Below are 24,645 nucleotides of genomic sequence, written 5' to 3'. Positions count from 1 at the left end.
AGTATTACAGTCAGCGCTGGAATGTCGGTTGTATCCAGACCGACATTTCAGCGAATACATCTTAAGTAAAAATCAAAACATTTTTCTTTTGCCTTGAGCGTCACCCAGGCAAAAAGGCAAAAGAAATGTGAATTTGTTTCTTTTTTGTTCCGGAAATTCAACTGGGAGGTAGAAGCGATGCAAGTTGGATGGGAAATTACCTATCGAGATGTGGAAAAGACAGATAGTATTGAGGCATTAGTTAGGGAAAAATTGGCAAAATTAGAAGAAGTATGCGCCTATATCAGTAGTTGCCACGTAGCGATCGAAAAGGCACACGATCGCCCGCGCAGCGGTTAAGACTCACGAAGAACAGCAAACAATGGCACTTGTGACCAAGCTATTTCCAGAGCAAGATTACGGCTTTATCAGATCTCTGGACGGTCGCGATATTTATTTCCACCGTAACAGCGTTCTCCACGATGATTACGATCGCCTGGAAGTTGGTACCGGTGTGCGATATGTTGAGCAGTCAGGGGAAATGGGGCCACAGGAGAGGGTGCAGATTGTCGATAAACCGGGTGTGCGCGTAGACTCTGCGGCTGAGCAACCTCCCGTGGAAGCGCCGCTGGGTTGGCAGTAGTGCAGTTGCGATCGTCAATTTGAGCGCCTGGGTACTAAAAAAACGGGAAAGGGAAACGCAAAATCCCTTCTCGTTCAACCTTTCAACTGACTTGTGCTAATTGCCTGGATTTAGCACAATTGCTGATATACAGAAAAGATCCGATGGCGATCGTTCTCGATAAGCTTATGAAATCAACACTCTTGGCTAGTGCAACACTGCTGACAACCTTTAGTTTGGCAAATGCTGCCGAAGCTGCCAATCCCGACCATATCAGACAACTGCTCTCGACAAGGCAATGTCCCAGGTGCGATCTTAGCAATGCCGGACTGGTGATGGCTAATTTGGCTAACGCCAATCTCAGCGGTGCCGATTTGACTCGCGCTAATCTCAGTCGCGCCAACCTAATCGGTGCAGATCTCAGCAATGCCAATCTTACAGGCGTGAGTCTGTTTGGTGCCAATCTCAGCGGTGCCAATCTCAGCGGTGCCAATCTTAATGCTGCGGATATGAGAGATACTTTTCTCGCTCAGGCTAATTTAGTTGGTGCTAGTTTAACTAATGCTAACTTTTTGGGTGCGATGGGATTGCCAAGCTACACCGGTACAGCTGAGGACTTCTATCGATGGGCAATGGCAGAAGCGGAGAGAGACAATTATGCTAGAGCGATGGAACTGTTCAACCAGGCGCTGAATATTAAACCCGACTATGCTGAAGTTTACATGGGGCGCGGTATGGTTCGCTTTCAACAAGGCGACAAAACGGGAGCGATGACGGATACTCAGCGAGCGGCACAACTTTACATGGCGCAAGGAAATCAGCAGGGATATCAATTAGCTCAAGATGTTATTAAAGGAATTGAAACAGCTAATAAACCCAGGCGTTCTGGCGGCGGATCGAATTTTCTGAATTTCCTAAGCGGTATTGCCAGTTTGGGGCTGCAATTGTTTTTCTAATGCCTAGAGCGATCGCATAGCTGAAATTATACTGTATCAGGCTTTGACACTCCCCGCTCGCTTAGATGCGGGGATTCTTGGTTCAACGAGAGTCCTTGTCTAGAGTCATTGCTGACTCTAGTAGTGTGGGGTGTAGGGGTGAAGCTTTGCGGCGATCGGTGTATTCCTTTGGCCCAAAGTTTTTCTACTGTAATACTTCACCCTTCTTAGGGATAAAGGGGGTTTCGATCGCAGATTTGGCATTACTTTTCTGATTTTTTTGTTTGTTCATTAGACATTTCCAAAAATTCTTGTGGGGTTGGCATCCTGCCTGACGAGTGAGATTCTTTTGTCGGAGATGTCTAATTGTTAAATAAAACTTCATCGGAAGTTTGAGTTTATCAAGATAAAGCGATATCACTCTTACGTAAGGAAGAATAATTAATCCTTTTCGCTAGCTAAAACTGACTGATTACTTGAGTAAAATTAGAAGTAGCTGTGACTTAAATCACTTGGCACTCAGATAATTGTCACCTTTTTTGAAAGATACTCATCACCAGACATCTTATAAAAAGGATCGATATTAATAGTATCGGTGTTTCTGCGGTGATGCCATCTGTCAATGGGGGAGTTGAGTATGTTGGAAAAACTAATACTAGCGGCTGCAATCACGTTCTCTGTAAACTTTTTCTTGGGTGTTACTTCGCAAAATCAGACCGATTCCAGCCTGTACTTAGGTAAAAACGTAACCGAAACCGTAAGCCTACTGAATCAGCAATAGGGGTGCGAATCGTAGCAAAACCTCACCCCTGTAAGGGTTTACATTTGTTTGGTTTAGGCAAAACTTTAAATAAAATGTATTCTAAATTACCGTAGAAACTAGGGCTCTCCAAATCGCTTCACCTGGATAAAAGTAGCTCTATCTAAAGTGGCAGCAAAAGATTTTCATAATGTCACCTCCAACACGATCGGCTAAGAGCAGACCCGGCTATAATAAACAGGAATGCAGATACGAGGTGCGGTAAGGGGTAGGAAAAAATGACCGATTTGGGCTAAAGTACCGAATAAAAGCCGGAAAAATACGGTAAATTTTTAGCTCCAAGCCAGTCATACTTCTCGAATATCCTTAACTAGCCTGGATCTGCCCTTCTCGATCGATGGACGATTTTTTATGACGATTTACGTTGGCAACCTGTCGTATAAAGCCACTTCCGAAGATATTAAACAATTATTTACAGAGTATGGTTCTGTCAAACGAGTAGTCTTACCAGTAGACCGGGAGACAGGCAAAGCGCGAGGTTTTGCCTTCGTGGAAATGGTTAGCGAAGCTGAAGAAGATGCAGCAATCTCGGATTTAAATTCTTCTGAATGGATGGGGCGTCAGCTGCGGGTGAACAAGGCAAGACCCCAAGAAGACAGGCGTAGCGATCGCAGCAGCTACTAGAATTAGGTTGGATGCCCCTAATGTTAACTGGGGGTTAAGATCGATCGAACCTACACAGATCCTCAGCCTTGTGAGGGTAACTTTGTCTTGACACTGCTTTGAATTTGTGATATCTTAACTAAGCTTACCTAAAAAACAAGGCTAAGCGGCAACCCTAATCATACCTAAAGATAGTAGCGCCTCAATATATTGCAGAAGTGCTACTGTTTTTTTCCGCAATGAGGTCAAAATGGCGAAACGCCGCAATCTAAAGAAAGAAAAAGCACTGCGTAACCAAGCATACGCACGAAAGTATCGCAAACGGAAAAATACGACTAACTTCTCTTCTTCTAGAAAACGCAACCAGTCTGTTTCCGCAGAGGGTGACGACGAAGAAGAGTAAGAGGCTTAGCCTCACTTCGCTTCGCTTTTGCAGCGTAAAATTTGCCCAATCTCTGGGGTCGGGGTGTTTCTTCAAAGTGTTGAGCATCTTTTGGCGCAGAGGTTGGGCTTTTTGGTAATTTTTGCAGATTTCGATAAAATTTCCTCATAAGGAGTCGGTAGGTAGGAAAAGTCCTCCTTTGAGCGGATGACCTAAAGTTTGCAGAACAGAGCGATCGCATCAAGCGCAACAATAGCGATCGTAATTGCTCCCATCATTTTTTCTCCCCAGGAGCGCAATTAGTAGCAACTATATTCGATCGAGTCCTAACGAATTCGCAGTAACGCAATCTCCAAGAGTCGTACTGAGCTTGACTAATTCTGAGAAAATTATCAGCGCGTCGGTCAACTTCTCGCTGTTTAGCGTGTTGAGTGATAAAATCCCTAATTAGATTGAAAGACTGACGAAAGACTTTCTCAGTTTGCTCAAAACTCTCCCCTGTAAAAGCTGAAAAGTCGTGCGATAAAGCATTTACCATCAAAAATAAAGCTTTCTCGTCACCTGCCATATATCTATCGAAAAATAGCAGAGGATCGTCTTTCAGGGCGTTAAAGCAGTCGCGATAAAACATTAAAGTATATCCGGCATCAGTGATATTGCTGTAATAATGAATTGCCTGCCAAGCTCGGTCATTTTTCTTATCTTTTTCGATCATTTTAAAAAGCTTTGATGGTGTATCTTCACCAATATCAACTGCGCTATCGGAAATCAGTACCGAACTTATTGTTATTTGCTCGGTGATTGGCTCACGTGCGGCAAAGAAAACAGTAAGTAATAAAACTAATAAGAGTAGAATTAGAAGCCAGAAACGCATACAAATTGGCTCTCCTGTTTTTGTGGTGATAATAGAAAACAATTGAGAGCGACTACCCTTTTTCTGAATAACAGATAGTAAAATAGGTTAAGCGCGTGTTCGTCGCCCTAAAATCTACCTCAGTCAAAGCTACTTATGAACGATATAGCCCCCATTATATCCCAGAGAGTAGGTGAAATTTGTTTCCAAGTCGATGATGTAAAACCATGTCAAGACTTGGTTGCAGAAAAAAGTGCTTTGTTACACTTTGAAAAGTGCTATGGAAGTCCGGTACTTGCATTCAGTCACCACCCGGAGTTCCCACTTGTAGAAAATACCAGTGACAATGCTTTGGTAAGTGCAGTTCACATAGCGTTCAGTCAACATCGACCCTTGCTGCTGACTCCGGATGCGATTTGGATGACGATCGCACAAGGTTTTGCACATCATATCAATAATAACGCGGAAGCACTTCGCTCTCGTTTTGTGCGCCACCAGGGAAAAATTTTACTTAAATCTGAAACAGAGGAACTCACACAACCTTATCACTGGGAAAAAGCTATAGAACAATGGGTTAAAGGTATTCGCGCACAGGTAGGTGCAGATTTGTGCGACTTGATGGAGTGCAACTTCAGCACCACTACGCCAAGAATACGCACTGCGAGTCATGTAGTGATGATGGATGCTTTCCAGCAGTATTTCGATTATTTGCTTGTGGGGATTTGCGGTATTCCTTTCGTGACTTTGCAAGGTACGGTGGATGATTGGCGCAGTATTCAGCATAGAGTCGAGAAGATAGCTGAATACGAGTTGGATTGGTGGACACAGCGGTTATTACCAATTTGTCAAGGATTTCTAGAAACCGCTGAAGGCAAACCTTCGTTAAGTTTTTGGCGTCAAATTTACAAACCTAAGTCAGTTTACGGCGGAGAAGTAATTACGGGATGGTTAGCTAACCTCTTTCCATATCTTAAAGAGAGCAAGACAAAGGCTCCAAAAGTTAGAAACCCAATTCTAAATATAGCTCGCACAGATATAACTGTTGAGGATGGTATTTCTACTCAAGCAATACCTGTTGGTCTGTCCTGCGCTCCATTTAAATTGAAGACAGAGCAAGGAGAAAAATCGCTAGAATTAGTAGCTGGATTTATTGGAATTAAACAAGATTCAGACAATGGTACTCTTCAACCGGAAATTGGTTGGGCAGTTCGCGAACAAGATAAGTTTACCAAGTTGTTGGATTTGTTAGAGCAGGAACACGAAACACTACCACCTTTGGATCGATCGGGCAATAATGATATTTATATTCCGGATATGCCGGGAGAACTTATACAACTGTTGGAACGATTTAATGGAGCGACTCTATTTGCCCATACGGAACACAGTTGGCGGGTGCGATCGGTACAAGATTACTTATATATGATGTACCGCCTGCACAAATACGGGACAGCTTTTATTGACCTCAATGACGGTCGTTGTATTGCTTATGCCTATGTAAGCCGGTCAACGGGAAACTTGAAAGATGGAACCTATAAACGTTATAACGAGTGGTGGATGATTGTAGGTCAGCCTATGAGTTTCTGGGATTCAACTTTGAAAAAAGAGTACAAGCTTTTGAAGCCCCAAAATTCTGCGGTTATTGCTAAGGGAATTCCGCAATTGTTTGAGCGAATAATTCAGGCAGAGGGACGATACTATTTCGATGCGCCTGACTTTATTCCCGATGATTCATTTGATGAGGGTGATTGAATAGCGCTAAGAAAAGCGAGGCGGATCGTCAAAAGCTCGCTCCCTGGTTACAACCAGGGAGCGAGAAAAAAGAGTCATTATTTGGTATATTGTTAGTAATATAATTAAAGATGGGAAGAAAAGAAAATATGGCAACAGAACGATGGAATGATGAAATGCTCGATCGACTCGCAGGGATAGTTGAGGCGAACACTCAAGGAATTGCTGACCTTCGCTCTGCGTTTGAGAGGAATACTCAAGGGATTGAAAGCCTTCGCGTCCTTGTGGGAGACTTGCGAGAAGGACAAGCATTGCTAACTCAAATGTTAGTGGAAGAACGAGAAGCGAGACAGGAATTCCGCAGAACTACAAATGCCGCATTAGATCGGATCGATCGCACTTTGGAGGAATTGAAAAGAAACAGGGATAATGGCAATTAAGTTAGTTTTTAATTGTTAACTTTAAAAGCCCATAAAATGCGGTATTTTTATCTGATTTGCCTCAGCTAGTTATGGTCTATTGATGCGAATCAACTCCGTCAAGATGCTATCCAAGCTGCCGTTAACTTGAATTCGATCGATCTTTTCAGCAATTCTTTCTAGCACTTCCAACTCCTTCAGACGCAAAGCAACAGGATTATCTTCCATCACTTTAGCGGTGTTCAACATACTGCGAGTCGCAGCAGTTTCTTCACGGCGGCGGACTACGTTAGCTTGTGCGGCTTTTTCCGCCTCTACAACTTTGCTCAAAATAGTCTTAATCTCACCAGGGAGAATAATATCTTTTACCCCAACCGAGTCAAATTCAATTCCATAGTCTGCGGTTTTCTGACGAATGTATTCAGCAACGCTTCGATCGATCGCGCCTTTATCCTCCAATAAAGCATCTAGAGTTCGTTCGCCGACTGCCGCCCGTAAAGCAAATTGTAATTCCTTGTATAAGAAAGCAGCCACATCTGACAAGCTATTTTTGGCTTTCAATGGGTCTACTATACGGAAACCAGCAGTTAAATTCAAGCGCAGAGGAACTTTATCTTTAGAGAGGATATCTTGACCGGATACTTCCATAGTTTGTAAGCGGAGGTCAATTGCTTCCGTTTGCCAAGAGCGTCCAAATATCCACCAAGCGTGTATCCCAGGTTGTAGTAGTGTTTGAAATTCTTGATTGATATAGAGTAGTCCAATATGCTGTGTTGGGACTTCCCGAATATGCAAAAAATTGCGGACTACCTCTGGCGCATTCAAGACTAATTCTGTCACTAAATTAGCTGGCAATTTAGCATCAGTGCTGATCTCAATTACTTCTACTTCTACACCTTGCCAAAATAATTTGCGGCTAGACGGCGGTAGGATGGAGATAACTTTACCTCGATCGCGTACAATGGCGACTTGCTGATTCTGTAATTGAACTATCTCGCAGTAAGCCGCGACAAACTCAGGATGTCGATCGATCAGCACATCCTCCGAGGGAAAGCCGGGATTGGGTACAATACGGCTGAGATTCCGGACTGTAACATCTCGATCGACAGCCCAAAAAGCGTACTCGCCCGGTGAGAGCGATCGCACAAAGTTATTCTGCACGTAAAGCAAACCAATTTCAGATTCTGAAATTTGGAATTTCTTGATTCCATACAAGGTACTTCCACGTATTTGCTGTACGAAATCGGCAGGTAATTCCAAGCTTTCATTCAAATTGAAAAGATGAGACTCTACCTCAAGAAAACCGCGCCAAAAAGCTCGCAATTGATTGGGTAAAACGCTCACCCAATTTTGTCCGATTCGCACTAAAGCAGTTTGATTGAATGCAGTCCTTACTACTAAGAGATATTGCTGTAATTCCGAACTATTATTTCGCAGCAATAATTCCAAGTTGTCAATCTTTGCCTCTGGTTGGTTGAGATCGTAAGTTTTTACTTGCCAATGCTGACCAAAATATGTGTAAGTACCGGGCTGCAAGATTTTCTTAAAATCACTGCGGTGATATAAGATGCCAATTTCGTTAGGTTTGACATAAAACGTTTTCCACATAGAAAATTGCCAAGATAATTTGGGGATTCGCAGTAGGAATAACATACTCATTCACTACATTTATAACTTGGGTTTTTGGTTTTGCGCTGCTGAAATTATGGTTTGCTCGATTCGCTTCGACCTTGTTTCAGGACGTTTAGCACTTGCAATCCAAAAAAGAATATTCTTTTTGGATGATTTACTCAATGCTTCAAAATATTGATTGGCACTTTTGTTTGCTGCTAATGCTTGCTGTAAGTCATCTGGGATAATTAATGCTTCGATCGCATCCAGAGTATTCCACGAACCATCTTGTTTTGCGGCTGCAATTTTTGATAAGCCAGCTTCAGTCATCAAACCTCGATCGATCAATTCTTCGATATACTGCTTATTTAATTGTGACCACCCACTTTTCGGTTTGCGAGGAGTAAATATTTGCATATAACGTTCTGCGTCTAAAGCTTTAACTTTACTGTCAATCCAACCAAAGCATAAAGCTTCTTTGACTGCTTCGGTATATTTAATGCTTGGCTGACCGCTTTTTACTTTGTAATAAATTAGCCATACACCAATAGAGCTATGATGGTTTTTTTCTAACCAGCCCCGCCATTCTTTGCCATTTGTGGCATAAAATGTTTCTAGTTGGTTATCAAATTTTTGCATAATGGGAACGTTATTAGGCAAAGTTTGCTTTTTAGGTATGTTATTGCACTTTGGCGCTGAAGCGCAACAACATACCTCTAGTTGAGTTTTTCAACGATTTGCATAATACATATACTACACTATATTTTTAAACTCTGCAAGTGTAGGTGTTTGCAGTTCAGTTGCGGGCAAATTGCGGATCCAAAACTGGATTGAGATTGCTGCTACTTTTCTCTAAACTACCCGAAGGTAATTCAAAAAAAGATCGCAACGTTCAAATACGCCGTTCGCTTTACCATTTCCAGAAAACTGGCTAGGTAAAACGAAGGGACATACTCAAGTTAGGGAGCAAACAATTGCACTGGCTCCTTTACAGTTACTATCGATGCTTAGCAAGTAACCATCGATAATACGCACCTACATCGCAGAGTTTGTCATAAAGTTGAGGAAAGCTACTTCCCAAAAGTAGTGTCTTTTGACCCGGACAGGGTTGGTGGGGCAGAAAGTGGATTTGAACCACTGACATTTGGGGACAAGCCCAACGAGCTACCAGGCTGCTCTATTCCGCGAATTTGTCTTTTGACCCGGACAGGGTTGGTTGAAAGTACAGGAATCGAACCTGCGACTAATTGGTTATGAGCCAATCGCTCTACCTACTGAGCTAACTTCCTGGGCGTTTGATGTAGGAGTCGAACCTACGACCTGCCGATGCGATCGGATGCTCTCCCACTGAGCTAATCAAACTGTCGAGTAGTGACGCATTAATGTGCGATATACGCTCAATTCAGAGGTTGGCGCACCAGTTGGGCATACAGAGCCCAAACCATAGCCAGTTAATGTATTACTAACTCGCTACTTAATGTAGCACAAAAAAATGTCAAGTGGTAGGGGTTTACTAAATAATATTATTTTTAAACTCTGCAAATGCAGGTGTTTACAGTTCAGTTGCGGGCAAATTGCATCTCCAAAACTGGATTAAGATTGCTGCAATTTTCACCTAGAATACCCAAAGGCAATCTAGAAAAAAATATCAGCGCTCAAATATGTCGTTCGGTTTGTCAGTTCCATAGAAATGGATGTGTCAAACGAAGGAACATACTCAAGTTAGAGAGAAAACAATTGCACTGGCTTCTTTGCTGTGACTACCGATATCGCGGACGATAAACGATAGCATAACACCAACACCGCAGAGTTTGCCAAACTAAGACAGATTTCTTCCGTCTTACTTTTTTCCCAAAGTTTGTAACTACGAAGGTGCCTTGTCCCTAACAAGGTGCCCTTATTCAGGGCGAAAGAGTTTTTGCGGAAAGTACAGGAGTAAACCTGTTATCGATCGGCGATCCACCGATCGCTCTAACAAGAGAGTTAACTTTCAACTGGTAGTAATATATTGCTGGGCGGTATACGCTCGATTCAACGATCGGCGTACCAGTTGGGCATACAGAACCCAGACTACTGCTTTGGACAATGTATTCTTACCTTTCCACTCATTATAACCCAACTAGATCGAAATTGTAGAAATATGGCCTTACTTATATTTTTCTCTGATGCGTTTCACCTGTTCTTTAAACTCTGCGCCGAGTTCGGGATTTACCATTGCGACAAAGTTAGCAAATCCTTGAATTGAGGCAATTAAATCTGAAGAATTACCCCAGCGTTTGCCTTCTAATCCGTCTTTTTCGATCTGATATAAAGTTGCTCGAAAGCGTTTGAGAGTTTTCTTATCAATGTTGGGTTTATCGTTAACTATAACTCCAGTTACATCTTGCTGTCGGGAATTGCGAAGGATTCTGGTTTTCTCTTCATTGATGGTAAAACCTTCGTGTTCGACTATTGATTCGGTGCGTCTCAGTACGTTACAAATATGACGGCGGCGATCGCCAGAAGCTGAAAAGGTGAGATCGTCGGCGTAACGAGTGTAGGTAAAACCAAGATTTTCAGCCATTTGGCTGAGGCGGCGATCGAGTCGGCGGCAGAGTATATTAGTAATAGCTGGACTGGTGGGTGCGCCTTGGGGAAGGTGGCGATCGCTCAGGGCTACATAATAAGTTTTGCCATCTAATTCTACTTCCTCTATATCCGGTTCTGTAGACAATAAACTGAATATTGTCGCTGCTGCTTCTGAATATCCCAAAGATATAAACAGCCCTTTCACTCGCTGATAGGAAATTGAGGGGAAAAAGTTCTTTAAATCGAAGTTGATTACAACTTCTGCACCGATGTGAGGTTGGGCGTTACTAACAATTGAACGACCCGGACGAAAACCGTGGGCGGCGTTGTGCAATTCAACTTTTGCGAGTATATTATTAAGTATCCAATGTTGGGCTTTTTTGAGGCGCGGCATGGGGGCGGAAATGATGCGATCGCCTCCCGTTTTTTTGGGTATTCGGAAACGAATGTAGTGAGAAATGGGAGATGTTTTGCGAGAAAAGGCGAGAAAGCGCAATTGTCCGATAGTAATTCCCATCGCCGTGGCAATTTGTTCGGCTGTAGCGTAAATGGGTAAGCCGTAACTTTGCAAACGCTGTTCGTCGCAGTCGGTGTAGTTGAGTCCGCCGGAAACGCGATCGCCTAAATAAACAATATCTTGCTGCTTCTTTTGTCGCCAAGCTTCTGCGCGTTCTAGCCTTTCCCTTTCCCGCCTTTCTTTAGTTTCCTGACGCTTGCGGCGCGACTCTGCTAAACGTTGTTTGTATAACTGTTTCTTGAGAAGATTTTCATCGTTGAGTTGACGATTTTGTTTGTAGAGGTCGCTAAGTTCCTTCTGTATTTCCCCACGACGACGAATTTCATCAGCAGGGTCTTGCGGCATTTCACCTTGGGCGGGCCAAAATCCCAGGCGAATCATTTCCTCAAGAATTACCTCTTCTCTAGAAGTTTGACGAATGCGATCGTACAGTTCTTGGCGAGTTCTTGGCTGGTCAGTCATATTGTTGGTAATTGATTGAGGTAATTGCAAATTTTGGATTTCAGATTGCAAATTTGAAATGGTAAATTGGCAATCTGAAATTCGGCTTATACAGTTTTATTTGCCAACCACAAACCTATATTTCGCACATAAGTTTTGATATCTTCCAAAGCGCGAGGTTCTGTCTTCATAGTATTACCGGGTGCTTCTGACACAAAAGAGGGACAACCCTTATCTGCATCCCAATTGTAATCGCAGAAGTGGTGAAAAGTCGATTCAGCCAACGCACGACCGAGTTGGTTACCGTCAGCATCTTTTGGCCAATCAAAGGCAACGGCGAGATTAAATTCACGTCCCGAAACTTTACTTGTCCCCATTGCGATTACACGACCGTTGCTTTCGTCTGGGGGAACGCCTACTGCACCTTCGTGGGGATGTGCTGGAAAAAATTCAATTATTCCCGAAGGCGATGTGGGGTTTTTTAATAGTTCGTGAATCGGTGCGACGGGGATAATTGTTTGATAGTCGCCATTGCGTCCGGAGTGATAGTTCGGCCAAGAAATATTCTCGGTGTAAATATCGTCTCTAGCACGCCGAGATTCATCTGGGTCTAAATTTCGCGTTTGGAAAAAGTGGGCGATCCCAACACCGCAAAGAGTGCAGATAGAGGAACCTAAATCCTGATGATCTCGCGTTGCGAAAAGACCGCCGCCACGGTTATGAAATGCCGCAATACCTGCGTGGTCTTTTTCCGTAAGTCCGTTACCGACATCGACTGCAAATAACCATAGTTCGTCGAAATTCGATTCGCCGAGGTTGCTTAGAATGGGGTCGTTTCCTTCCGCATCTGATTCTCGGTCACGCGCCGTCACCTCGAAGAGGTTGTTCCCCGCTTCGTCTTTGACAGATGCGAGATAGTCGCGCAATAATGAGAAGCGATCGATACTCCAATCATCTTCTGTGGTGGGAATGGTCGTTTGCAATAGAATGCGAATCGGTTTTTGCATAACCTTTGCCATCTACAAATTTGCCAGCATAAGTCTTATTAATAAATTTAAAGCGAAATTGTGTCAAAAATTGCAATATTAAAAAATCTCACGCGCTATTGCCAAAATGTTGCCCCTTCGTAAATACCCCAGGACTAGATTACTCAATTCAAGCGAATCTGTTACGGATTTCTTCATTAGTTTCACGGAAACCTATCTGTAATACGAAATCCGTGACAGATTCGGACATTTAAGAGCAAGCTAGTGATGCTTGTTGGAACTAAACGCATAAACGGCGATCCACCGTCCAAATTGCAAGGCTGTTTCACATGAATGGCATAGCGCGTGAGTGATTTATATTGTAACTGAAATCTTGCGCCTGTGCTTTATGAAAGTGGCCCAAAGTAAAAAGAGTCAGTTAAAGTAATTTTCTGGAGATCGCTCAATCTTTTCCATATTATTAGCGTAGGGAAGGGCGAAGCATAGCCTTCAGCAAGGCTATCGCCTACGGATATAAAATCTTTGGGTTTTACGTGATAAATTGTCGCCCATTCTGCGAAGCAGTTCCCGAAGGGTATGCTTCGACCCTACAAATTTTCTATTTCAATTAATTGAAAGAAAAAATGCGCTACTGCCATCAGGTTTCCCCTTCGTAAACATCTCAGGACTAGACCGATCAACTCAAGCGTAGTGCAGGTAGTATCGCTCATTAGTTTCGCCGAAACCAAACCGTAATAGCGATACTACCTGACACTACGCACAGTAAAGAGCGGGCTAGTGATGCGCGATCGAACTAAACGCAAGGACAGCGATCCACTGCCCGGATTGCAAGGCTGTTGGGCCTTCTGGCGTAGCGCGTCAACAAATTACCTGCTTTGGCGTAAGTGCTGAGTTCGCAGAGCCAAAATGTGTTCGCATGGGCCTTTGAACAGCTTATTTTGGAAATGCCAATTGCAGGTACATTCTGCATTTATGATACGACTATCCGAGTCGATCGTCAAAGAGGGAGTGTAAGTTTTTTCCTTATCTTTAACATTCCCTTGCAAAATCAACACATTAGACGCATCGCCAGTACAGGAAGTCACCCGCACCGCATTTTGACTCAAGAAGCGAGATGCCTTTTCTTCACGTTCGTTAGCAAAACGTAACTTATCCATCGGTAACGGTTCCCGACTCAATTCCCGCACTCGATATACTTGCTTATTCAAGTCAAAAATAGCACTACCTGCTTGCGTGTAAGCACTGAGAGCGCTGAGAACGACAGAACGATCGACATTCAGGCGATTGGCGATCGAATCAGGCGTTTGTAACCAATCTCGCTTCAGCATCTCGAAAATAGAGAGTTTTGTGAGGTTGTCTACCTCTGTACGGGATGTCATCAGGTCAAAATTGCCCGATCGCGACCAGTCGTTTGCAGTCCATCCCGACAATCCCAAGGTGAAAGATATATCGCCCAAATCCGCGACGTAGAACGAAGGCATACCCGTACCGAGTAGGTGAACGGTAAACTTTTTAGCAACGGCGATGAGACGTTCCAGAATGAGGAGGCGGCGGCGTCCCCAAACGCGAATGACTTGTTCAGATGTTCCCGTGTAGGGCGATCGCGGACAAACTACCTCAATATTCCACGGTTCAAAAAACACCCGCACTGGTTCCCCTGGTTTTAAATGATACCGCATACTGCGCGGGCCTTGCTTTTCCTTATGGCGGCGCAAAACCAAACACATATTATGGATATCCATCGGGTGTAAATCGAATCGGGTCGCTGGTAAAGACATGGCGGAACTTACTTGCAAAAATCCTCTGACCCAGCTATCCGGTAAATCGATTTTGACTTCTTTGAAAGCTTCTTCGTTAGTAGTTTGAACTTCAAAACCTGACGGATCGACTTCTAATTTAGTAGTCTTGTAACTGCGGATTTTCTGAAATTCGTTATACAAGTCGTGGGAATAATCGATGTTAGTTGTACCGCAGGCGAATTCGTCGATATTTTTGAAGACTTCGTAACTCGCACCCAGACGTCCGTAACTCGATTCATCGACGCTGAAGCACTCAAAAAATATCTCGTCGGGATGAACGGTGATGACTGGATCGAATAAAAAATACAGGTCTAGTTGCTTTTGAAAAACATAGTTGCGAAATTTATCTCTGGCATCGTAATATGGTTTGAGACGCTGGTAACTGTTGTTGTTAAGTTCTTTGAGTTCCTCTTGCAGTTGCTTCATGCGACTAGCAATTTCTTGCTTTTGGACAGCTACCAATTGCCAGTCAATTTCCATCTGTTTCGCCGCCCATTCTTTGTAAGCGGTTTTGTCTTTTGGTTTAAACCGCAGATCCGAAACGACGACATCGTGTAAGGCGCTGATTGCTTCCCGAAAAGCGATGTTTTGACGCAGTTCGCCGATGAAAAAAGTGGGTTCGCGCTTGGTGTCGGGGGAGAAGGACATCTGCGTGCGATCGCCTCTGTCAATTACGGCGGTATTTCCTTTGTAGGCGTAGTTTACTTCCATAGTTTGTTATTCCTCGATCGTTATAGCTAGGGCGTCGGGCTAGGGACTAGGGGAAGAAGAATCTAGAAATCTTGAGTTTGGCGGAATTAAGAACTTTCATTACAACTTAGCGTTTGCTATATTTTAAGCAACTTGAAGTGTTTTTCCAAATGTTTGAGGTTCTGGCAGAGGTTTACCGTCTTCTAATGACGATTCTACTAGAAGTTCTAGCACCTCTTGGGCATTTTTCAGCGCTTCTTCGTATGTATCTCCGTGTGTGTGGCAGAATTCTCCCCATTCAGGAAGACTGACGATATAACATTTATCTTCATCTGACCATTGAATTATTATGGTATAGTGATAATTCATTATTCCTCTTCCTCCTGTTCTCCTTGAATTTGCTGTATTCTCTCAAGCGCATCGTTTACGTCTTTTTCCTGGTACGGTTTAGCATCATTGCTATCATTGCCTGATAGAGTAATAGGTATGGGTAGAAGCGGATGATACCATTTTGTATGACTGCCCTTTCCAGAACGGTAAGTAAATCCTGCTTTCAGTAACAAGCTTTTCAATTCTCGAATTTTCTTAGGCATGGGTGCGATCGCGACGCGCTAAAATCAACCTCTCTCTTCCTCCCCCTCTCCGTTGCGGAGAGGGGGTCGGGGGGTGAGGTTTTCTATCTCCTAATTTCTGAGATGGGTTTTACTTGGATGGGTAGGTCAAGATGGGGATAAGTTTTTTTGATTTTCACCATACTTTGAATTGCCATTGCTTTATCGCCAATTGCCATTGTTACTGATTGTCGGGTGAGTATTTCGGCGACGACTCGCGCTGCTTCCTCTGTTTTTTGCGCTTCTTTATCCAAAAAGGTAAAGATGCGCTGTTTGGCGACGCGACTTTTATTCACACGCGACAGTACAGTTATAAAGTATGGCTTTAATTCTTGCAATCGTTCGGGATTGTTAACAGCGTAGTTTTCCAGATAGTTAGTGGCAAACATCTGCATATCTGTTGTGGGATGTTCGCTGAATTTCAGCATATATTCTTGTCCGTAGGATTCATTGAAATAACGAATCACTAAATTTCTGCCAAAAGTGCGGACATCTTCGCGCACACTATCGCAGAGACTAACTAAAACGTTGGGTGTCAAATCATCGGCGGTGAAGAATGTGTTAAATAACCTAAATCCAAATTCTCGCGAATCCTCCCACTTGCACTCGACTATTCGCACTGCGGATAACATTTCCTCTTCGTTTCCGCGCAGGCGATTGAGGTTGTGCAAAAACATTTCTCGCGCTGCTTCTCGCACAGACAATATTTCATTATCCGCCAGTCTAACTATCTCGATTGTCTCGAAATCATTTGCCCATTTATCGCGATTTGCACTCAGCACATAACCTGCTAATTCCTGAGTCGCGGAAGATTTGGCTTTCAGCAATCTCAAGGCGGTATCTTTGGTAACACCTGTCATCCATCCGGGTAAGTCTTCTTTCAACAAGCGAACGATCGCAACCCGAACTTCTTCTTTTGCTTCTGACCCCATTAACATATCGATCGTCGCTGTTGCCAATCTCGCGGCAAAGTCCGGGTAATCTGCCGAAAGTCGTCGCACTACCGGGCGAATTGCATTGCGTATATCTGCTAATTCGTGAGTTAGCATTGTTACCAGTAACGAGTATTGATTCAGCAAGGTGGGGTCGGGAAGTTGACCGAAAATACGAATACCGACTCCGCGTACAGATTCGTAGGGAGAATTCATCAAAGAATCGATTAATCCCGGTGGCAAATCGGCGGCGGCGATTTCGTGATTTAATAGAATGCGAGCGCCAAATTCTTGAATTTCTACCTGGGGATGTTCTAGCAAATCGTGAATAACCGACATTCCCAAAGTGCGTAGCTGTGCGGTGAAGCAAGTTAGCAAAGTTTCGGCTATGTCTTTTACTTTTTCCCCTATGTTGTCTTGGTGAACAGGGTTGATATCCGAGTTGGGGGATAAGGCTAAAAGTTCGGTGATGACTCGCGCAATTAGGAGTTTCGCTGCATTTTCGCCGATGACTGAAGAACTGAGAAGTCGGCGTGCAAATTGGCGAGTGTCGGCGTAGTCGCTGGTGACTAAATTGGTGATAAAATTGATATCGGAAAGAAAGCGATCGCGTCCTTCTTCAATCCAGCGATAAGCCTCTGCACGCACTTCACCAACTATACAATTTACGACAGCTGTAACCAACTCCCGCTGAGGTTCGGCAGAATTATATAAGTTACGCGCAATCTCAAACCCAAACCTTACCGTTACCTCATAAAGCTTGTTCAGTAATTTAATAGCAGTATCCACATCTAACTCAGCGCAAAACTGCGGACACGCACGCAAAGCTTTGACTGCAAAATGATGCACCGGACGACAGCTACTTGACAAAAGCAAACGCAAAAGTTCATCTGGTTGTTGTTCCCAAAGTTCGGTAAAAGCTTCTTCTCGTACATCCGGTTCTGCATCTCCCGGTTTGTAATTTCGACAGCGCCACGCCTTTGAATTTTCCTTTAATCCGTAGCGCGGACTATTTTCGTAAAGGATATGGTTAAATGTCAGATAGCCAGCGTAGCCATCCCAGATACGTTTAAAAGAGATGGGACTCCAATTATTAGTGCGATCGTATCTATAGATAGTGTTTTCTCGAACAGGTTGAGCATCTGCATTTGAATATTGTAGCAAAACGCCAACAGCCATTTTCACATAGTTAATATCGCCTTCCTCACCCAACTGTTTAAGCGTTTTCCAAGTTCGTCGCCGCAAATATCCCTGTGTCTTGTCATTGTAAGCGATCCTGCAATTAGGACGCTTCAGTTCCTCTTCGATTTGATTTCCCAAACTTTCATATTGTCTTGTTTGAGGATTGTACGTCCTAGTATTACTACTTAAGTAATTTCCATCGGGAAGCCTCACCCAATAGCGATTGCTGCGGTAATTTGGCTTCTCTTTTTCAAAACGATATGTCAGGATTCCGAATACTTCTGCATCGTGGCGATATTCAGCCATTTTAAAAATGTGGCGAATTCGCTGAAAGGTGTTAGGCAAAAATCTTACATTCTGCAAAATTTCCAATAAAACTGGACGCACAAACTCGTTATCGATTTGATAGATAAGATCGAGTACGGCGAAACGCTGGTAATCTTGGCTGTAAAATCCGGTAACTTGTTGGTTAGTGCGATATTCTAAATATCCGCGCAAAGCATTTGCAAATGCTTCTGCCGTGCCATTTTTAGCTAGTTCGCGCAATTCTGATGGCAATTGTCCTATTTTCTCAGCACGCATTGTTGTCTTTGTCGCTGCATCGGCAAATTTAAATAAAACTTCCCACGCGATGCGACGAACAAAGTCAGGTTTATTACTATCCTTATAAATTCGTTGAAGGGTTGGTGTAACTTCCATATCGCCGCACCAACCCAAAGCCCAAACTATGCAATAATCTCTGAGGGCGTCGCCAGTACCGAGAAGTGGGAGAAGCAAAGGTGTAGCTGCGCGGATTTTCAGTTCGCCTGCACGCCAGATTGCTCTTTCTAAAGGCCATTTGTTTTGATTTCGATCGGCTAAACGGTTTAAAATAGCTTGGTTGCGTGCATCGGGATTTTTCTGGCGAACTGCTTTTGGTGCAGTCGTTTGACTCGCAGGCGCAATGCTGACATCCCGATAGCCTTTGTTAACTTTTTCTGCAACTAATTTGTCGAAGATTTTCTGTGCTTGGGCTAATGGCACCGCTTGTTCGGTTTTGACGCCTTCCTTAAGATTAGCACCTCGGCGTCCGTAACGAAAGTTGACCGTATATCGGTTTTCACCAACTTGGCACAAATCGACTTCGTACACTTTATCGGAACTTCCTTCCTGGTAGTGGAGGGTTGTTCGTTTGATTAGCTGCATGGTAGTTACCGCCTGCAAATTGCGATCGCAAGTTTCGTTTCTTTAGTTTTACATATTTTGAGGAGGCTTTACCTACTAAATGGAGTTTTCAGGCAAAATGGGTGAAAAGGATGTGGCGATCGACCTGGTAAAATAGGAATGTTAAACTAAAGTAAAGCGTCTCAAGAATGCCCACGCCACAGCAGAAAACACAATGCTTTAATTTGTGCGTCTGGTTCACCAAGCGATATTTGCCTATTAACATAGTAAGGATGGACGATCGCACGGGCAATATTTTCTTTTTGGCTGGGGAGGAAAATATTATTGAGATCTACCCTAATGGCAGATGGAGGTATGTACGATGAATAGACCTAACTTTAAAGCAATGAGTCAGAAAGATTTACAAACTTACGTTCTTGCTAATCGAGATGACCAAGAAGCATTTTATGCTTATATAGACAAACTACACGCAGAAGCTAACTGGGTCGAAATGCCACCTGTAGAATCAGCAGAAGATTTAGAAAATTATCCTGAGTTTATCCAACATCTTCGCAAAAGTTCCGAACCGCGCGATCGAGCAATATAACAAATCCAATCAAATCATCTCAGAGTTTTGTTGATAGTGAGCGAGCATTGTCTCAGCTTGACTTTCGAGAATTCTTCTGCGTTCGGCTATTGGTAATTTTAAGAAAGCAAGACGTTGTGCTAAGGAAAGATTTCGTTCTTCAACAGAATCAGGAGTTGCTTCTGGAACTAGAATAAATACTTCGACAGTTTCTCCAACGGAAAGGTTGGGAGATTGAATTTCAATTCTGTTTCCTGGCAAAACTGTTGCCGTTATATATAAAGTTGATTTCACGACTTCAATTTACCCCTATCGTTCGTGTAGCGTGCCGGAGATTCATTTAAATAGGTTACTCTAGTTCCCAGGTTCTGCCTGGGAACTGGAGAAACTAGAAAACCTGTCGATCGCTCGTCGTGGCGATCGCTCTACTGTTATACTGGCAACAAGTCTGTCTTTAACTGGCTGCCAAACTTTCGACGCTAAGTGGAACCAATTCTCCGTGGCGCGTGAGTCCCAATAACATAGGCTCTTGCGGTCGGATAAACTGACCTGTGAGAACGCAACGTTCTTCCCGTTCTGCTGTCGCTGGAATGCTTGCCCGAATGTCAGACCTCGAAAACTGCGGTTTAAAGGCACCGGATTTCTGCTGGACGTAATTCCACAGGATTTCTCGAATAAGCGCTTGATAGCCTTGGTTGCCAGCCAGTTCTTTGAGTCTATCCTTTAAGTCTCGCTCCAAGCGTATGCTGGTCACGTCCATATCAGTGGTAGAAGTCCGAGTTAAGGCGTGCATGATTTTTCTCCTAAATGGGTGGACAAATCTATAATACAAGTGTAGTATTTAAAAAGTAAGATTTTCAGATAACAGCCTTCAACAAGTACAACAGTGAAACTCCAACAGTCCCTATCCACTCTAATGCCCCTCACCCAAAGCTTCGGCGGCGGGACAAGTGCCTCATGGCGCTTAGGCGGGGCTATTGGCGTGGATTGCCTGTTTAGGAGTATTGATGGATTAGGAGAAAAAATAAAAGAGAGAGAAGACGATTATACGATCGCCAATCATCAACCTAATCCAGGTGCAGATTCAAGCAGACGAAGCGGGGGGTACAGACGAATAGCTGTACCTATATAGAACAAGAAGAACCCAAAGCCTTCTAACCCCCGCTTCCAACCAAACAGAAGCGGGGGTTCTTGTATAAGGAGTGAAGTCGTGACCACAGCATCGCAACCTCATAGGCGTAACCCAACAGACGTACTAACGCAGTCGGTAGTCGTGTTCTCTAAGAACTACCTGCCGATGAGTCGAGTCAATATTAAGCGAGCAATTGTCTTGCTGGTAACAGGTAAGGCGGAACCGCTCGATCACCTTGTAAAGGATAACTTTTGGCAAGTGCGATCGCCTTCTGTGGTGTTCGACGTGCCAAAACAAATCCGTCTGACCTTAGCCGGTAACGAACGTCTCTGGAAGGTTCCCCCGGTGAACCGGCGAGAAGTTCTGCGGCGCGACCACTATACCTGCCAATACTGCGGTAGCACCAAAAACCTGACCTTAGATCACGTAATTCCCCGGTCAAAAGGCGGAAAACACACCTGGGATAACGTAGTTACTGCCTGCGATCGGTGTAATGCTCGTAAGGGCGATCGCACTCCGGTACAAGCTGGAATGCCACTCCGTACCCAACCGAAAGCACCGATGCACCCAGTTGTCACTTTTGCCGAACAGTTCTGGCGCGAACAACAGCAACAAAATCTGGAATAGCGGGAGATACCCGACAACACCATGCTGAAACTCACTTACACCGAAAATGGCTTTCAATTAGAGCGTCTGGCTCAATTCCTCGAAGATTGGGTCACGGCACGAGTGATTCTGTCCCTGCGAGCTGGTTGGCATATTTGCGTCGAACCTAGCACAGCTTCGTTTCTGCTGCCTGCCGATTTACCCGGAGTCGATCGTTTGGAAATCGAGGCGCAGCGCGAAGACTCCGAAATCATCTCTGTCTGTGCTTGCGATGCAGAATATGTCGAAATCGGTTTGCGCGGCAATTGGGTTTCGGCAGGTACGGATAAAGATGAAGGCGTGTTCGTGGTCACCTTGAGCGATCGAACTGAGTTCTTCTTGTTCAAACTCTGGCAAGAATCGCAAATCGCCGCCTCTTGCGTGAGTGAATAAAATTGAATTGTGGGGTGGGCATCTTGCCTGCCCTTTTTTGTTGCTTTCGGTTGGTAGCCGATCGATCGATAATCAGAATATGGAATAATTTAGTAAGATGACCTAGTAGCACAAATCATACTGAGCTATGGACGCTAGTGAATTGCGATCGCCCCTTGCTGCAAATATCCACGCCCTTACTATTGCTGAACGAGATTATAAAAAAGCACAAGCTGAAGCAGATAAATGGGAAAGCCTATATCAACGTACTTTAAAGCTAGGAACTGATGAATCAGCCCTTAAGGAAATACAGTTTTATAAAGAGGTATTGACTAAAAAGGCTAGTAATTTGAAAGCAATGTTAGATGAACAAAAAGAGAGAGTTGCTAACCTCAGAAGTAAATTTAAGGCTCATAACAATACATTCAATAATACGCTTACTAATAGTGTTAGCTCTTCGTCAGAAGAAAAAGATATTAATCTAACCCACATTTCTCAACCTATAACTAAGGTATCTGACCTTGATTTAGAAACTCGAATACGTAAGCTAGAACGTGATTTAGAAAATATGAGATCTCAATTATTTCACCAGCAAACATCTATTGCTCAAATGATTGAATTAAATGCAGCAGCTTTAGAACAAGTAAAGCAAATTCTGAACCAAAATCGTTGCCAAGCAGTTCAAGTAATTGATTCTTCTGTGGAAAGCAAATCTGAAATAATGGAATTAGAACTTGATATTGATGGTGAACTTATGAAGCTGAAAGAGCAGTTATCCATATCTTCTGCAAATAGTCAAGAAAAATGGAACGAATAACTAACACACCGAATACAGAAGAATACATAAAAATACTAGCTGAACCTTTGCCAAGAGTTCTTCATACAGAAGATGAGCATAAACGCCTCGTAAAAGAGGTAGAAAAACTCATGGATTTAGGTGAAGAGCTCACAGATGAACAAGCGGAAGTGTTTGATTTGCTAGTAACCCTTATCGAACAATATGAAAATAAGCACTATCAACTAAAAGCGGCAACCCCCCAGGAAATATTGAATGAATTGATGCTAGCTAGAGAGCTAAAACAAAAGGATTTGGTAGAAGTTTTTGGTTCTAAGGGCATCGTTTCAGAGGTGATTAATGGCAAAAGAAGTATTAGTAAGAATCAAGCTAAAGCACTAGGAGAATTTTTTCACGTATCAGCGGCATTGTTTCTGTAAGATAAGTTGTGCGAACGTTTATCGTGTATCACCAGTAAATGTTTAATAGGTGCTGGCGAAAAATACCCAGATGGAATGAGAGAAGATATTTTTGCAGTAACAATGAGCGATCGCGCGGATTTCTTCCTGTTCAAATTGTGGCAATAATCGCAAATCGCCTCCTCTTGCGTGAGTGAATAAAATATCTTGTGGGGGGGGCATCTTGCCCGCCCTTTTTTATTTAATTTACGGTAAAGTTTCCCGATAATGACTCCACATATTAGTATGTCATAAAGTATTTCGTCACCATCTAAGTTGAATATCAAAATGGAATCTATAAATGCGCGTTCTGAATCATACCCATTGGCACTTAGGCCAATTTACCTAACTGAGCAGCCCAACCAACCTATTCAGCTATATCAAGGCGAGTTAGAAGTTACTCAACAAACAACGGTGATTAAAGGTAACGGTAGCGTATATTTTGAATGGCTTCCTTCTCCCAAGGTAAAATTTGATTTTTTACCCTATCATGAATACCAATTACAATTAGAGCTAGAACAAGCGAATTTAAAATTATCAGATCGCACTTTGACAAAAGTTTCTATTTTGTCTGAAGATATTCTTAATTCTCGGTTTTCTGGCATACCCAAAAAAGGAATTATATTAGGTAACGGACAAGATTTATCTTATGTTATCTTTCATTTGACTAATTTTCACCGCTTTGTTGGAAGATGTATATCAGCAAAAATCTCAGGAGTAAAGGATAGATACAGAGGCAGATTACATATAGAAGCAGATGGATGGACTGTCACTATCGACACCCTTCCAAACGACATCATCAGATCTCTTGAATCTCAAGGAGGCTATGCTATAACCCATGTAGGAAAGCTGGAACGTTCCGATAAATCAGCTTTTACGTCAGATGATGCTAATAATTTTTTGGAAGCCTTATCTTACTTCTTATCATTTTCCAGAGGCTTCTGGATTGCTCCACTCCTGCAAGTTGGTCATAAGATAAAAGACGAAAAGGTTTGGGAAAAATGGAATTTTCCTAAAGTATCACCTTGGCGGAGTGTGGAATCGTGGTTTCCTGATTATGCAAATGGTGAAAATATTAATAGAGCTTTTCTCGGCTTCTGGCGTCGATGGAATAATCCTACCTAGAACGAGCCGATAAGGTTAGCGATTTACTGGTACATGGAAAGTAATGCTCAAGCAGGGGGTATAGAAGGTTCAATCGTTCTACAACAAGCTGCTTTTGAACTGCTTTCAAGGGTTCTTCTAGTAGAAGATAAAAAAAGATTTATGGCAGATAAATTTGCTCCTGGTAAAGATGGCCTGAAAGCTGCTGAAAAGCTAAATGAATTATTGCAAGAATGCGGTATCTGCAATAGAATACCTAAAAGCTTATACCAGTTGAACGAATTCTCAAAAAAACTGAATAAAGTTGAGGGACCAAAAGTTTTAACAAATATACGTAATATAATAGTTCACTCTGGCGACCCAAAAGAACGTAAAAAAATTTCTGATTCTCAGCAATCAAGATATGAAGCTTGGAAACTTGGCCTTTGGTATTTAGAACTTGTGCTATTATATCTCTTTGATTACCAAGGGGATTATTTCAGTCGTGTAGCTGAGAAAGAAGAGTCTGTCCCTTGGGCTAAAAATAGACTTCAGGCTTAAGCTTATTTGAAGGTGGGAGTTATTCCGGGTAAGCACGGTATGCCAAGCTTCGATCCGCTACATCCGACAGCTGGTGTGGCGGAACAGTCGATCGCTCTTCCAAAAAAAAAACCCGCCCAGTTTTAGGATTGGGCGGGATAGAAGAAGTAGCATCACCATAAACTTATATATGTCTCACAGGACAGCACTTATGCACGATCGACGTTTAATTG

Annotated in this window: 28 protein-coding genes and 3 tRNA genes; 16 read left to right on the top strand and 15 right to left on the bottom strand. The window is 43.2% G+C overall.

Annotated features, from left to right (window positions below):
- The first annotated feature begins 177 nt into the window (after nucleotides 1-177).
- The 5 genes from ACE1CD_RS36335 (at nucleotide 178) to ACE1CD_RS36315 (ending at nucleotide 3,362) form a co-directional block, all read left to right on the top strand.
- Nucleotides 178-339 carry an HPF/RaiA family ribosome-associated protein gene (locus ACE1CD_RS36335; protein WP_374791847.1) on the top strand — a complete coding sequence of 54 codons (162 nt, stop codon included), beginning with the start codon at nucleotides 178-180 and terminating at the stop codon, nucleotides 337-339.
- Between the two features lie 22 nt (nucleotides 340-361).
- On the top strand, nucleotides 362-622 hold the full coding sequence (locus ACE1CD_RS36330; RefSeq protein WP_374791849.1) for a cold-shock protein: 261 nt from the start codon (nucleotides 362-364) through the stop codon (nucleotides 620-622).
- A gap of 167 nt (nucleotides 623-789) precedes the next feature.
- Entirely contained in the window at nucleotides 790-1,557 is a 768-nt protein-coding gene (locus ACE1CD_RS36325) for a pentapeptide repeat-containing protein (RefSeq protein WP_374791851.1), read from the top strand.
- Between the two features lie 1,150 nt (nucleotides 1,558-2,707).
- Nucleotides 2,708-2,980: an RNA-binding protein gene (locus ACE1CD_RS36320; protein ID WP_190465774.1), complete on the top strand. Its 273-nt coding sequence runs from the start codon at nucleotides 2,708-2,710 to the stop codon at nucleotides 2,978-2,980.
- A gap of 229 nt (nucleotides 2,981-3,209) precedes the next feature.
- Complete coding sequence (locus ACE1CD_RS36315) at nucleotides 3,210-3,362, top strand: hypothetical protein (protein ID WP_190465772.1); 153 nt, start codon at nucleotides 3,210-3,212, stop codon at nucleotides 3,360-3,362.
- 253 nt (nucleotides 3,363-3,615) lie between these two features.
- Here the strand turns inward: ACE1CD_RS36315 and ACE1CD_RS36310 are convergent, their stop codons facing one another.
- Nucleotides 3,616-4,215, bottom strand: a complete 600-nt coding sequence (locus ACE1CD_RS36310; RefSeq protein WP_374827847.1) for a hypothetical protein — start codon at nucleotides 4,213-4,215, stop codon at nucleotides 3,616-3,618.
- Between the two features lie 135 nt (nucleotides 4,216-4,350).
- On the opposite strand from ACE1CD_RS36310, the gene ACE1CD_RS36305 reads away from it, so the two are divergent.
- Nucleotides 4,351-5,943, top strand: a complete 1,593-nt coding sequence (locus ACE1CD_RS36305; RefSeq protein ID WP_374827846.1) for a DUF4419 domain-containing protein — start codon at nucleotides 4,351-4,353, stop codon at nucleotides 5,941-5,943.
- Nucleotides 5,944-6,071: 128 nt separating this feature from the next.
- Nucleotides 6,072-6,362 (top strand): hypothetical protein, encoded by a 291-nt coding sequence (locus ACE1CD_RS36300; RefSeq protein ID WP_374827845.1) that lies wholly within the window; start codon nucleotides 6,072-6,074, stop codon nucleotides 6,360-6,362.
- A 69-nt stretch (nucleotides 6,363-6,431) separates the two neighbouring features.
- On the opposite strand, the gene ACE1CD_RS36295 is transcribed toward ACE1CD_RS36300, so the two are convergent.
- The 11 genes from ACE1CD_RS36295 to ACE1CD_RS36245 form a co-directional block, all read right to left on the bottom strand.
- Complete coding sequence (locus tag ACE1CD_RS36295; RefSeq protein WP_374827844.1) at nucleotides 6,432-8,000, bottom strand: slipin family protein; 1,569 nt, start codon at nucleotides 7,998-8,000, stop codon at nucleotides 6,432-6,434.
- Between the two features lie 9 nt (nucleotides 8,001-8,009).
- Nucleotides 8,010-8,612: a YdeI family protein gene (locus tag ACE1CD_RS36290; RefSeq protein ID WP_374791860.1), complete on the bottom strand. Its 603-nt coding sequence runs from the start codon at nucleotides 8,610-8,612 to the stop codon at nucleotides 8,010-8,012.
- Between the two features lie 452 nt (nucleotides 8,613-9,064).
- Nucleotides 9,065-9,138, bottom strand: a tRNA-OTHER gene (locus tag ACE1CD_RS36285).
- Between the two features lie 27 nt (nucleotides 9,139-9,165).
- Nucleotides 9,166-9,241: transfer RNA gene (locus ACE1CD_RS36280), tRNA-Met, on the bottom strand.
- Nucleotides 9,242-9,244: 3 nt separating this feature from the next.
- A tRNA-Ala gene (locus ACE1CD_RS36275) sits at nucleotides 9,245-9,314 on the bottom strand.
- A 784-nt stretch (nucleotides 9,315-10,098) separates the two neighbouring features.
- A complete protein-coding gene (locus ACE1CD_RS36270) occupies nucleotides 10,099-11,499 on the bottom strand; it encodes a reverse transcriptase family protein (protein WP_374827843.1) in 1,401 nt (466 codons plus the stop codon).
- A gap of 86 nt (nucleotides 11,500-11,585) precedes the next feature.
- Entirely contained in the window at nucleotides 11,586-12,497 is a 912-nt protein-coding gene (locus ACE1CD_RS36265) for a hypothetical protein (RefSeq protein WP_374791864.1), read from the bottom strand.
- 833 nt (nucleotides 12,498-13,330) lie between these two features.
- Entirely contained in the window at nucleotides 13,331-14,974 is a 1,644-nt protein-coding gene (locus tag ACE1CD_RS36260) for an SWIM zinc finger family protein (RefSeq protein ID WP_374827842.1), read from the bottom strand.
- 123 nt (nucleotides 14,975-15,097) lie between these two features.
- Nucleotides 15,098-15,322, bottom strand: a complete 225-nt coding sequence (locus ACE1CD_RS36255; protein ID WP_374791868.1) for a type II toxin-antitoxin system HicB family antitoxin — start codon at nucleotides 15,320-15,322, stop codon at nucleotides 15,098-15,100.
- A complete protein-coding gene (locus ACE1CD_RS36250) occupies nucleotides 15,322-15,546 on the bottom strand; it encodes a type II toxin-antitoxin system HicA family toxin (protein ID WP_374827841.1) in 225 nt (74 codons plus the stop codon). Before ACE1CD_RS36250 ends, ACE1CD_RS36255 begins: the two co-directional genes overlap by 1 nt.
- An 83-nt stretch (nucleotides 15,547-15,629) precedes the next feature.
- Nucleotides 15,630-18,863, bottom strand: a complete 3,234-nt coding sequence (locus ACE1CD_RS36245; protein ID WP_374827840.1) for a WGR domain-containing protein — start codon at nucleotides 18,861-18,863, stop codon at nucleotides 15,630-15,632.
- A gap of 167 nt (nucleotides 18,864-19,030) precedes the next feature.
- Here ACE1CD_RS36245 and ACE1CD_RS36240 point away from each other — a divergent pair, with 167 nt between their 5' ends.
- Nucleotides 19,031-19,207, top strand: coding sequence for a hypothetical protein (locus tag ACE1CD_RS36240; protein WP_374827839.1), 177 nt, complete (start codon nucleotides 19,031-19,033; stop codon nucleotides 19,205-19,207).
- Nucleotides 19,204-19,428, top strand: coding sequence for a hypothetical protein (locus ACE1CD_RS36235; protein ID WP_374791876.1), 225 nt, complete (start codon nucleotides 19,204-19,206; stop codon nucleotides 19,426-19,428). Before ACE1CD_RS36240 ends, ACE1CD_RS36235 begins: the two co-directional genes overlap by 4 nt.
- A gap of 9 nt (nucleotides 19,429-19,437) precedes the next feature.
- Here ACE1CD_RS36235 and ACE1CD_RS36230 read toward each other — a convergent pair whose 3' ends face one another.
- Complete coding sequence (locus tag ACE1CD_RS36230) at nucleotides 19,438-19,701, bottom strand: hypothetical protein (protein ID WP_374791878.1); 264 nt, start codon at nucleotides 19,699-19,701, stop codon at nucleotides 19,438-19,440.
- A 160-nt stretch (nucleotides 19,702-19,861) separates the two neighbouring features.
- Nucleotides 19,862-20,200 (bottom strand): hypothetical protein, encoded by a 339-nt coding sequence (locus ACE1CD_RS36225; RefSeq protein WP_374791880.1) that lies wholly within the window; start codon nucleotides 20,198-20,200, stop codon nucleotides 19,862-19,864.
- Nucleotides 20,201-20,293: 93 nt separating this feature from the next.
- On the opposite strand from ACE1CD_RS36225, the gene ACE1CD_RS36220 reads away from it, so the two are divergent.
- The 5 genes from ACE1CD_RS36220 to ACE1CD_RS36200 all read left to right on the top strand — a co-directional run bounded on the left by ACE1CD_RS36220 (nucleotide 20,294) and on the right by ACE1CD_RS36200 (nucleotide 22,771).
- Entirely contained in the window at nucleotides 20,294-20,539 is a 246-nt protein-coding gene (locus ACE1CD_RS36220) for a hypothetical protein (protein WP_374791882.1), read from the top strand.
- A gap of 165 nt (nucleotides 20,540-20,704) precedes the next feature.
- The gene (locus tag ACE1CD_RS36215; RefSeq protein WP_374792018.1) at nucleotides 20,705-21,166 is read left to right on the top strand and encodes an HNH endonuclease; all 462 of its coding nucleotides are present in this window, start codon (nucleotides 20,705-20,707) and stop codon (nucleotides 21,164-21,166) included.
- A gap of 21 nt (nucleotides 21,167-21,187) precedes the next feature.
- Nucleotides 21,188-21,577, top strand: a complete 390-nt coding sequence (locus tag ACE1CD_RS36210; RefSeq protein WP_374827838.1) for an alr0857 family protein — start codon at nucleotides 21,188-21,190, stop codon at nucleotides 21,575-21,577.
- 127 nt (nucleotides 21,578-21,704) lie between these two features.
- Nucleotides 21,705-22,373 carry a hypothetical protein gene (locus tag ACE1CD_RS36205; RefSeq protein WP_374827837.1) on the top strand — a complete coding sequence of 223 codons (669 nt, stop codon included), beginning with the start codon at nucleotides 21,705-21,707 and terminating at the stop codon, nucleotides 22,371-22,373.
- The gene (locus tag ACE1CD_RS36200) at nucleotides 22,361-22,771 is read left to right on the top strand and encodes a type II toxin-antitoxin system HigA family antitoxin (RefSeq protein ID WP_374827836.1); all 411 of its coding nucleotides are present in this window, start codon (nucleotides 22,361-22,363) and stop codon (nucleotides 22,769-22,771) included. The genes ACE1CD_RS36205 and ACE1CD_RS36200 overlap by 13 nt, the downstream gene beginning before the upstream one ends.
- A 42-nt stretch (nucleotides 22,772-22,813) precedes the next feature.
- Here the strand turns inward: ACE1CD_RS36200 and ACE1CD_RS36195 are convergent, their stop codons facing one another.
- On the bottom strand, nucleotides 22,814-22,972 hold the full coding sequence (locus ACE1CD_RS36195) for a hypothetical protein (RefSeq protein WP_374791890.1): 159 nt from the start codon (nucleotides 22,970-22,972) through the stop codon (nucleotides 22,814-22,816).
- Nucleotides 22,973-23,077: 105 nt separating this feature from the next.
- Here ACE1CD_RS36195 and ACE1CD_RS36190 point away from each other — a divergent pair, with 105 nt between their 5' ends.
- On the top strand, nucleotides 23,078-23,914 hold the full coding sequence (locus tag ACE1CD_RS36190) for a hypothetical protein (RefSeq protein ID WP_374827835.1): 837 nt from the start codon (nucleotides 23,078-23,080) through the stop codon (nucleotides 23,912-23,914).
- A 33-nt stretch (nucleotides 23,915-23,947) separates the two neighbouring features.
- Nucleotides 23,948-24,433 (top strand): hypothetical protein, encoded by a 486-nt coding sequence (locus ACE1CD_RS36185; protein ID WP_374827834.1) that lies wholly within the window; start codon nucleotides 23,948-23,950, stop codon nucleotides 24,431-24,433.
- The last annotated feature ends 212 nt before the right edge of the window (nucleotides 24,434-24,645 follow it).

The organism is Aerosakkonema sp. BLCC-F183 (assembly GCF_041929145.1).
Taxonomy (GTDB): domain Bacteria; phylum Cyanobacteriota; class Cyanobacteriia; order Cyanobacteriales; family Aerosakkonemataceae; genus Aerosakkonema.
Note: the sequence above shows the minus strand (reverse complement) of the source record. Positions and strands in the feature narration are given on the sequence as shown.

What these genes read in the sequence shown, in the direction of transcription:
- ACE1CD_RS36255 (WP_374791868.1), bottom strand. Translation starts at nt 15,322, where the DNA reads ATGAATTATCACTATACCATAATAATTCAATGGTCAGATGAAGATAAA.
- ACE1CD_RS36325 (WP_374791851.1), top strand. Translation starts at nt 790, where the DNA reads ATGAAATCAACACTCTTGGCTAGTGCAACACTGCTGACAACCTTTAGT.
- ACE1CD_RS36235 (WP_374791876.1), top strand. Translation starts at nt 19,204, where the DNA reads ATGAATAGACCTAACTTTAAAGCAATGAGTCAGAAAGATTTACAAACT.
- ACE1CD_RS36335 (WP_374791847.1), top strand. Translation starts at nt 178, where the DNA reads ATGCAAGTTGGATGGGAAATTACCTATCGAGATGTGGAAAAGACAGAT.
- ACE1CD_RS36245 (WP_374827840.1), bottom strand. Translation starts at nt 18,863, where the DNA reads ATGCAGCTAATCAAACGAACAACCCTCCACTACCAGGAAGGAAGTTCC.
- ACE1CD_RS36310 (WP_374827847.1), bottom strand. Translation starts at nt 4,215, where the DNA reads ATGCGTTTCTGGCTTCTAATTCTACTCTTATTAGTTTTATTACTTACT.
- ACE1CD_RS36265 (WP_374791864.1), bottom strand. Translation starts at nt 12,497, where the DNA reads ATGGCAAAGGTTATGCAAAAACCGATTCGCATTCTATTGCAAACGACC.
- ACE1CD_RS36205 (WP_374827837.1), top strand. Translation starts at nt 21,705, where the DNA reads ATGGACGCTAGTGAATTGCGATCGCCCCTTGCTGCAAATATCCACGCC.
- ACE1CD_RS36320 (WP_190465774.1), top strand. Translation starts at nt 2,708, where the DNA reads ATGACGATTTACGTTGGCAACCTGTCGTATAAAGCCACTTCCGAAGAT.
- ACE1CD_RS36295 (WP_374827844.1), bottom strand. Translation starts at nt 8,000, where the DNA reads ATGAGTATGTTATTCCTACTGCGAATCCCCAAATTATCTTGGCAATTT.
- ACE1CD_RS36200 (WP_374827836.1), top strand. Translation starts at nt 22,361, where the DNA reads ATGGAACGAATAACTAACACACCGAATACAGAAGAATACATAAAAATA.
- ACE1CD_RS36270 (WP_374827843.1), bottom strand. Translation starts at nt 11,499, where the DNA reads ATGACTGACCAGCCAAGAACTCGCCAAGAACTGTACGATCGCATTCGT.
- ACE1CD_RS36215 (WP_374792018.1), top strand. Translation starts at nt 20,705, where the DNA reads ATGAGTCGAGTCAATATTAAGCGAGCAATTGTCTTGCTGGTAACAGGT.
- ACE1CD_RS36305 (WP_374827846.1), top strand. Translation starts at nt 4,351, where the DNA reads ATGAACGATATAGCCCCCATTATATCCCAGAGAGTAGGTGAAATTTGT.
- ACE1CD_RS36300 (WP_374827845.1), top strand. Translation starts at nt 6,072, where the DNA reads ATGGCAACAGAACGATGGAATGATGAAATGCTCGATCGACTCGCAGGG.
- ACE1CD_RS36195 (WP_374791890.1), bottom strand. Translation starts at nt 22,972, where the DNA reads ATGCCCCCCCCACAAGATATTTTATTCACTCACGCAAGAGGAGGCGAT.
- ACE1CD_RS36185 (WP_374827834.1), top strand. Translation starts at nt 23,948, where the DNA reads ATGGAAAGTAATGCTCAAGCAGGGGGTATAGAAGGTTCAATCGTTCTA.
- ACE1CD_RS36190 (WP_374827835.1), top strand. Translation starts at nt 23,078, where the DNA reads ATGGAATCTATAAATGCGCGTTCTGAATCATACCCATTGGCACTTAGG.
- ACE1CD_RS36330 (WP_374791849.1), top strand. Translation starts at nt 362, where the DNA reads ATGGCACTTGTGACCAAGCTATTTCCAGAGCAAGATTACGGCTTTATC.
- ACE1CD_RS36250 (WP_374827841.1), bottom strand. Translation starts at nt 15,546, where the DNA reads ATGCCTAAGAAAATTCGAGAATTGAAAAGCTTGTTACTGAAAGCAGGA.
- ACE1CD_RS36315 (WP_190465772.1), top strand. Translation starts at nt 3,210, where the DNA reads ATGGCGAAACGCCGCAATCTAAAGAAAGAAAAAGCACTGCGTAACCAA.
- ACE1CD_RS36240 (WP_374827839.1), top strand. Translation starts at nt 19,031, where the DNA reads ATGCCCACGCCACAGCAGAAAACACAATGCTTTAATTTGTGCGTCTGG.
- ACE1CD_RS36260 (WP_374827842.1), bottom strand. Translation starts at nt 14,974, where the DNA reads ATGGAAGTAAACTACGCCTACAAAGGAAATACCGCCGTAATTGACAGA.
- ACE1CD_RS36210 (WP_374827838.1), top strand. Translation starts at nt 21,188, where the DNA reads ATGCTGAAACTCACTTACACCGAAAATGGCTTTCAATTAGAGCGTCTG.
- ACE1CD_RS36225 (WP_374791880.1), bottom strand. Translation starts at nt 20,200, where the DNA reads ATGCACGCCTTAACTCGGACTTCTACCACTGATATGGACGTGACCAGC.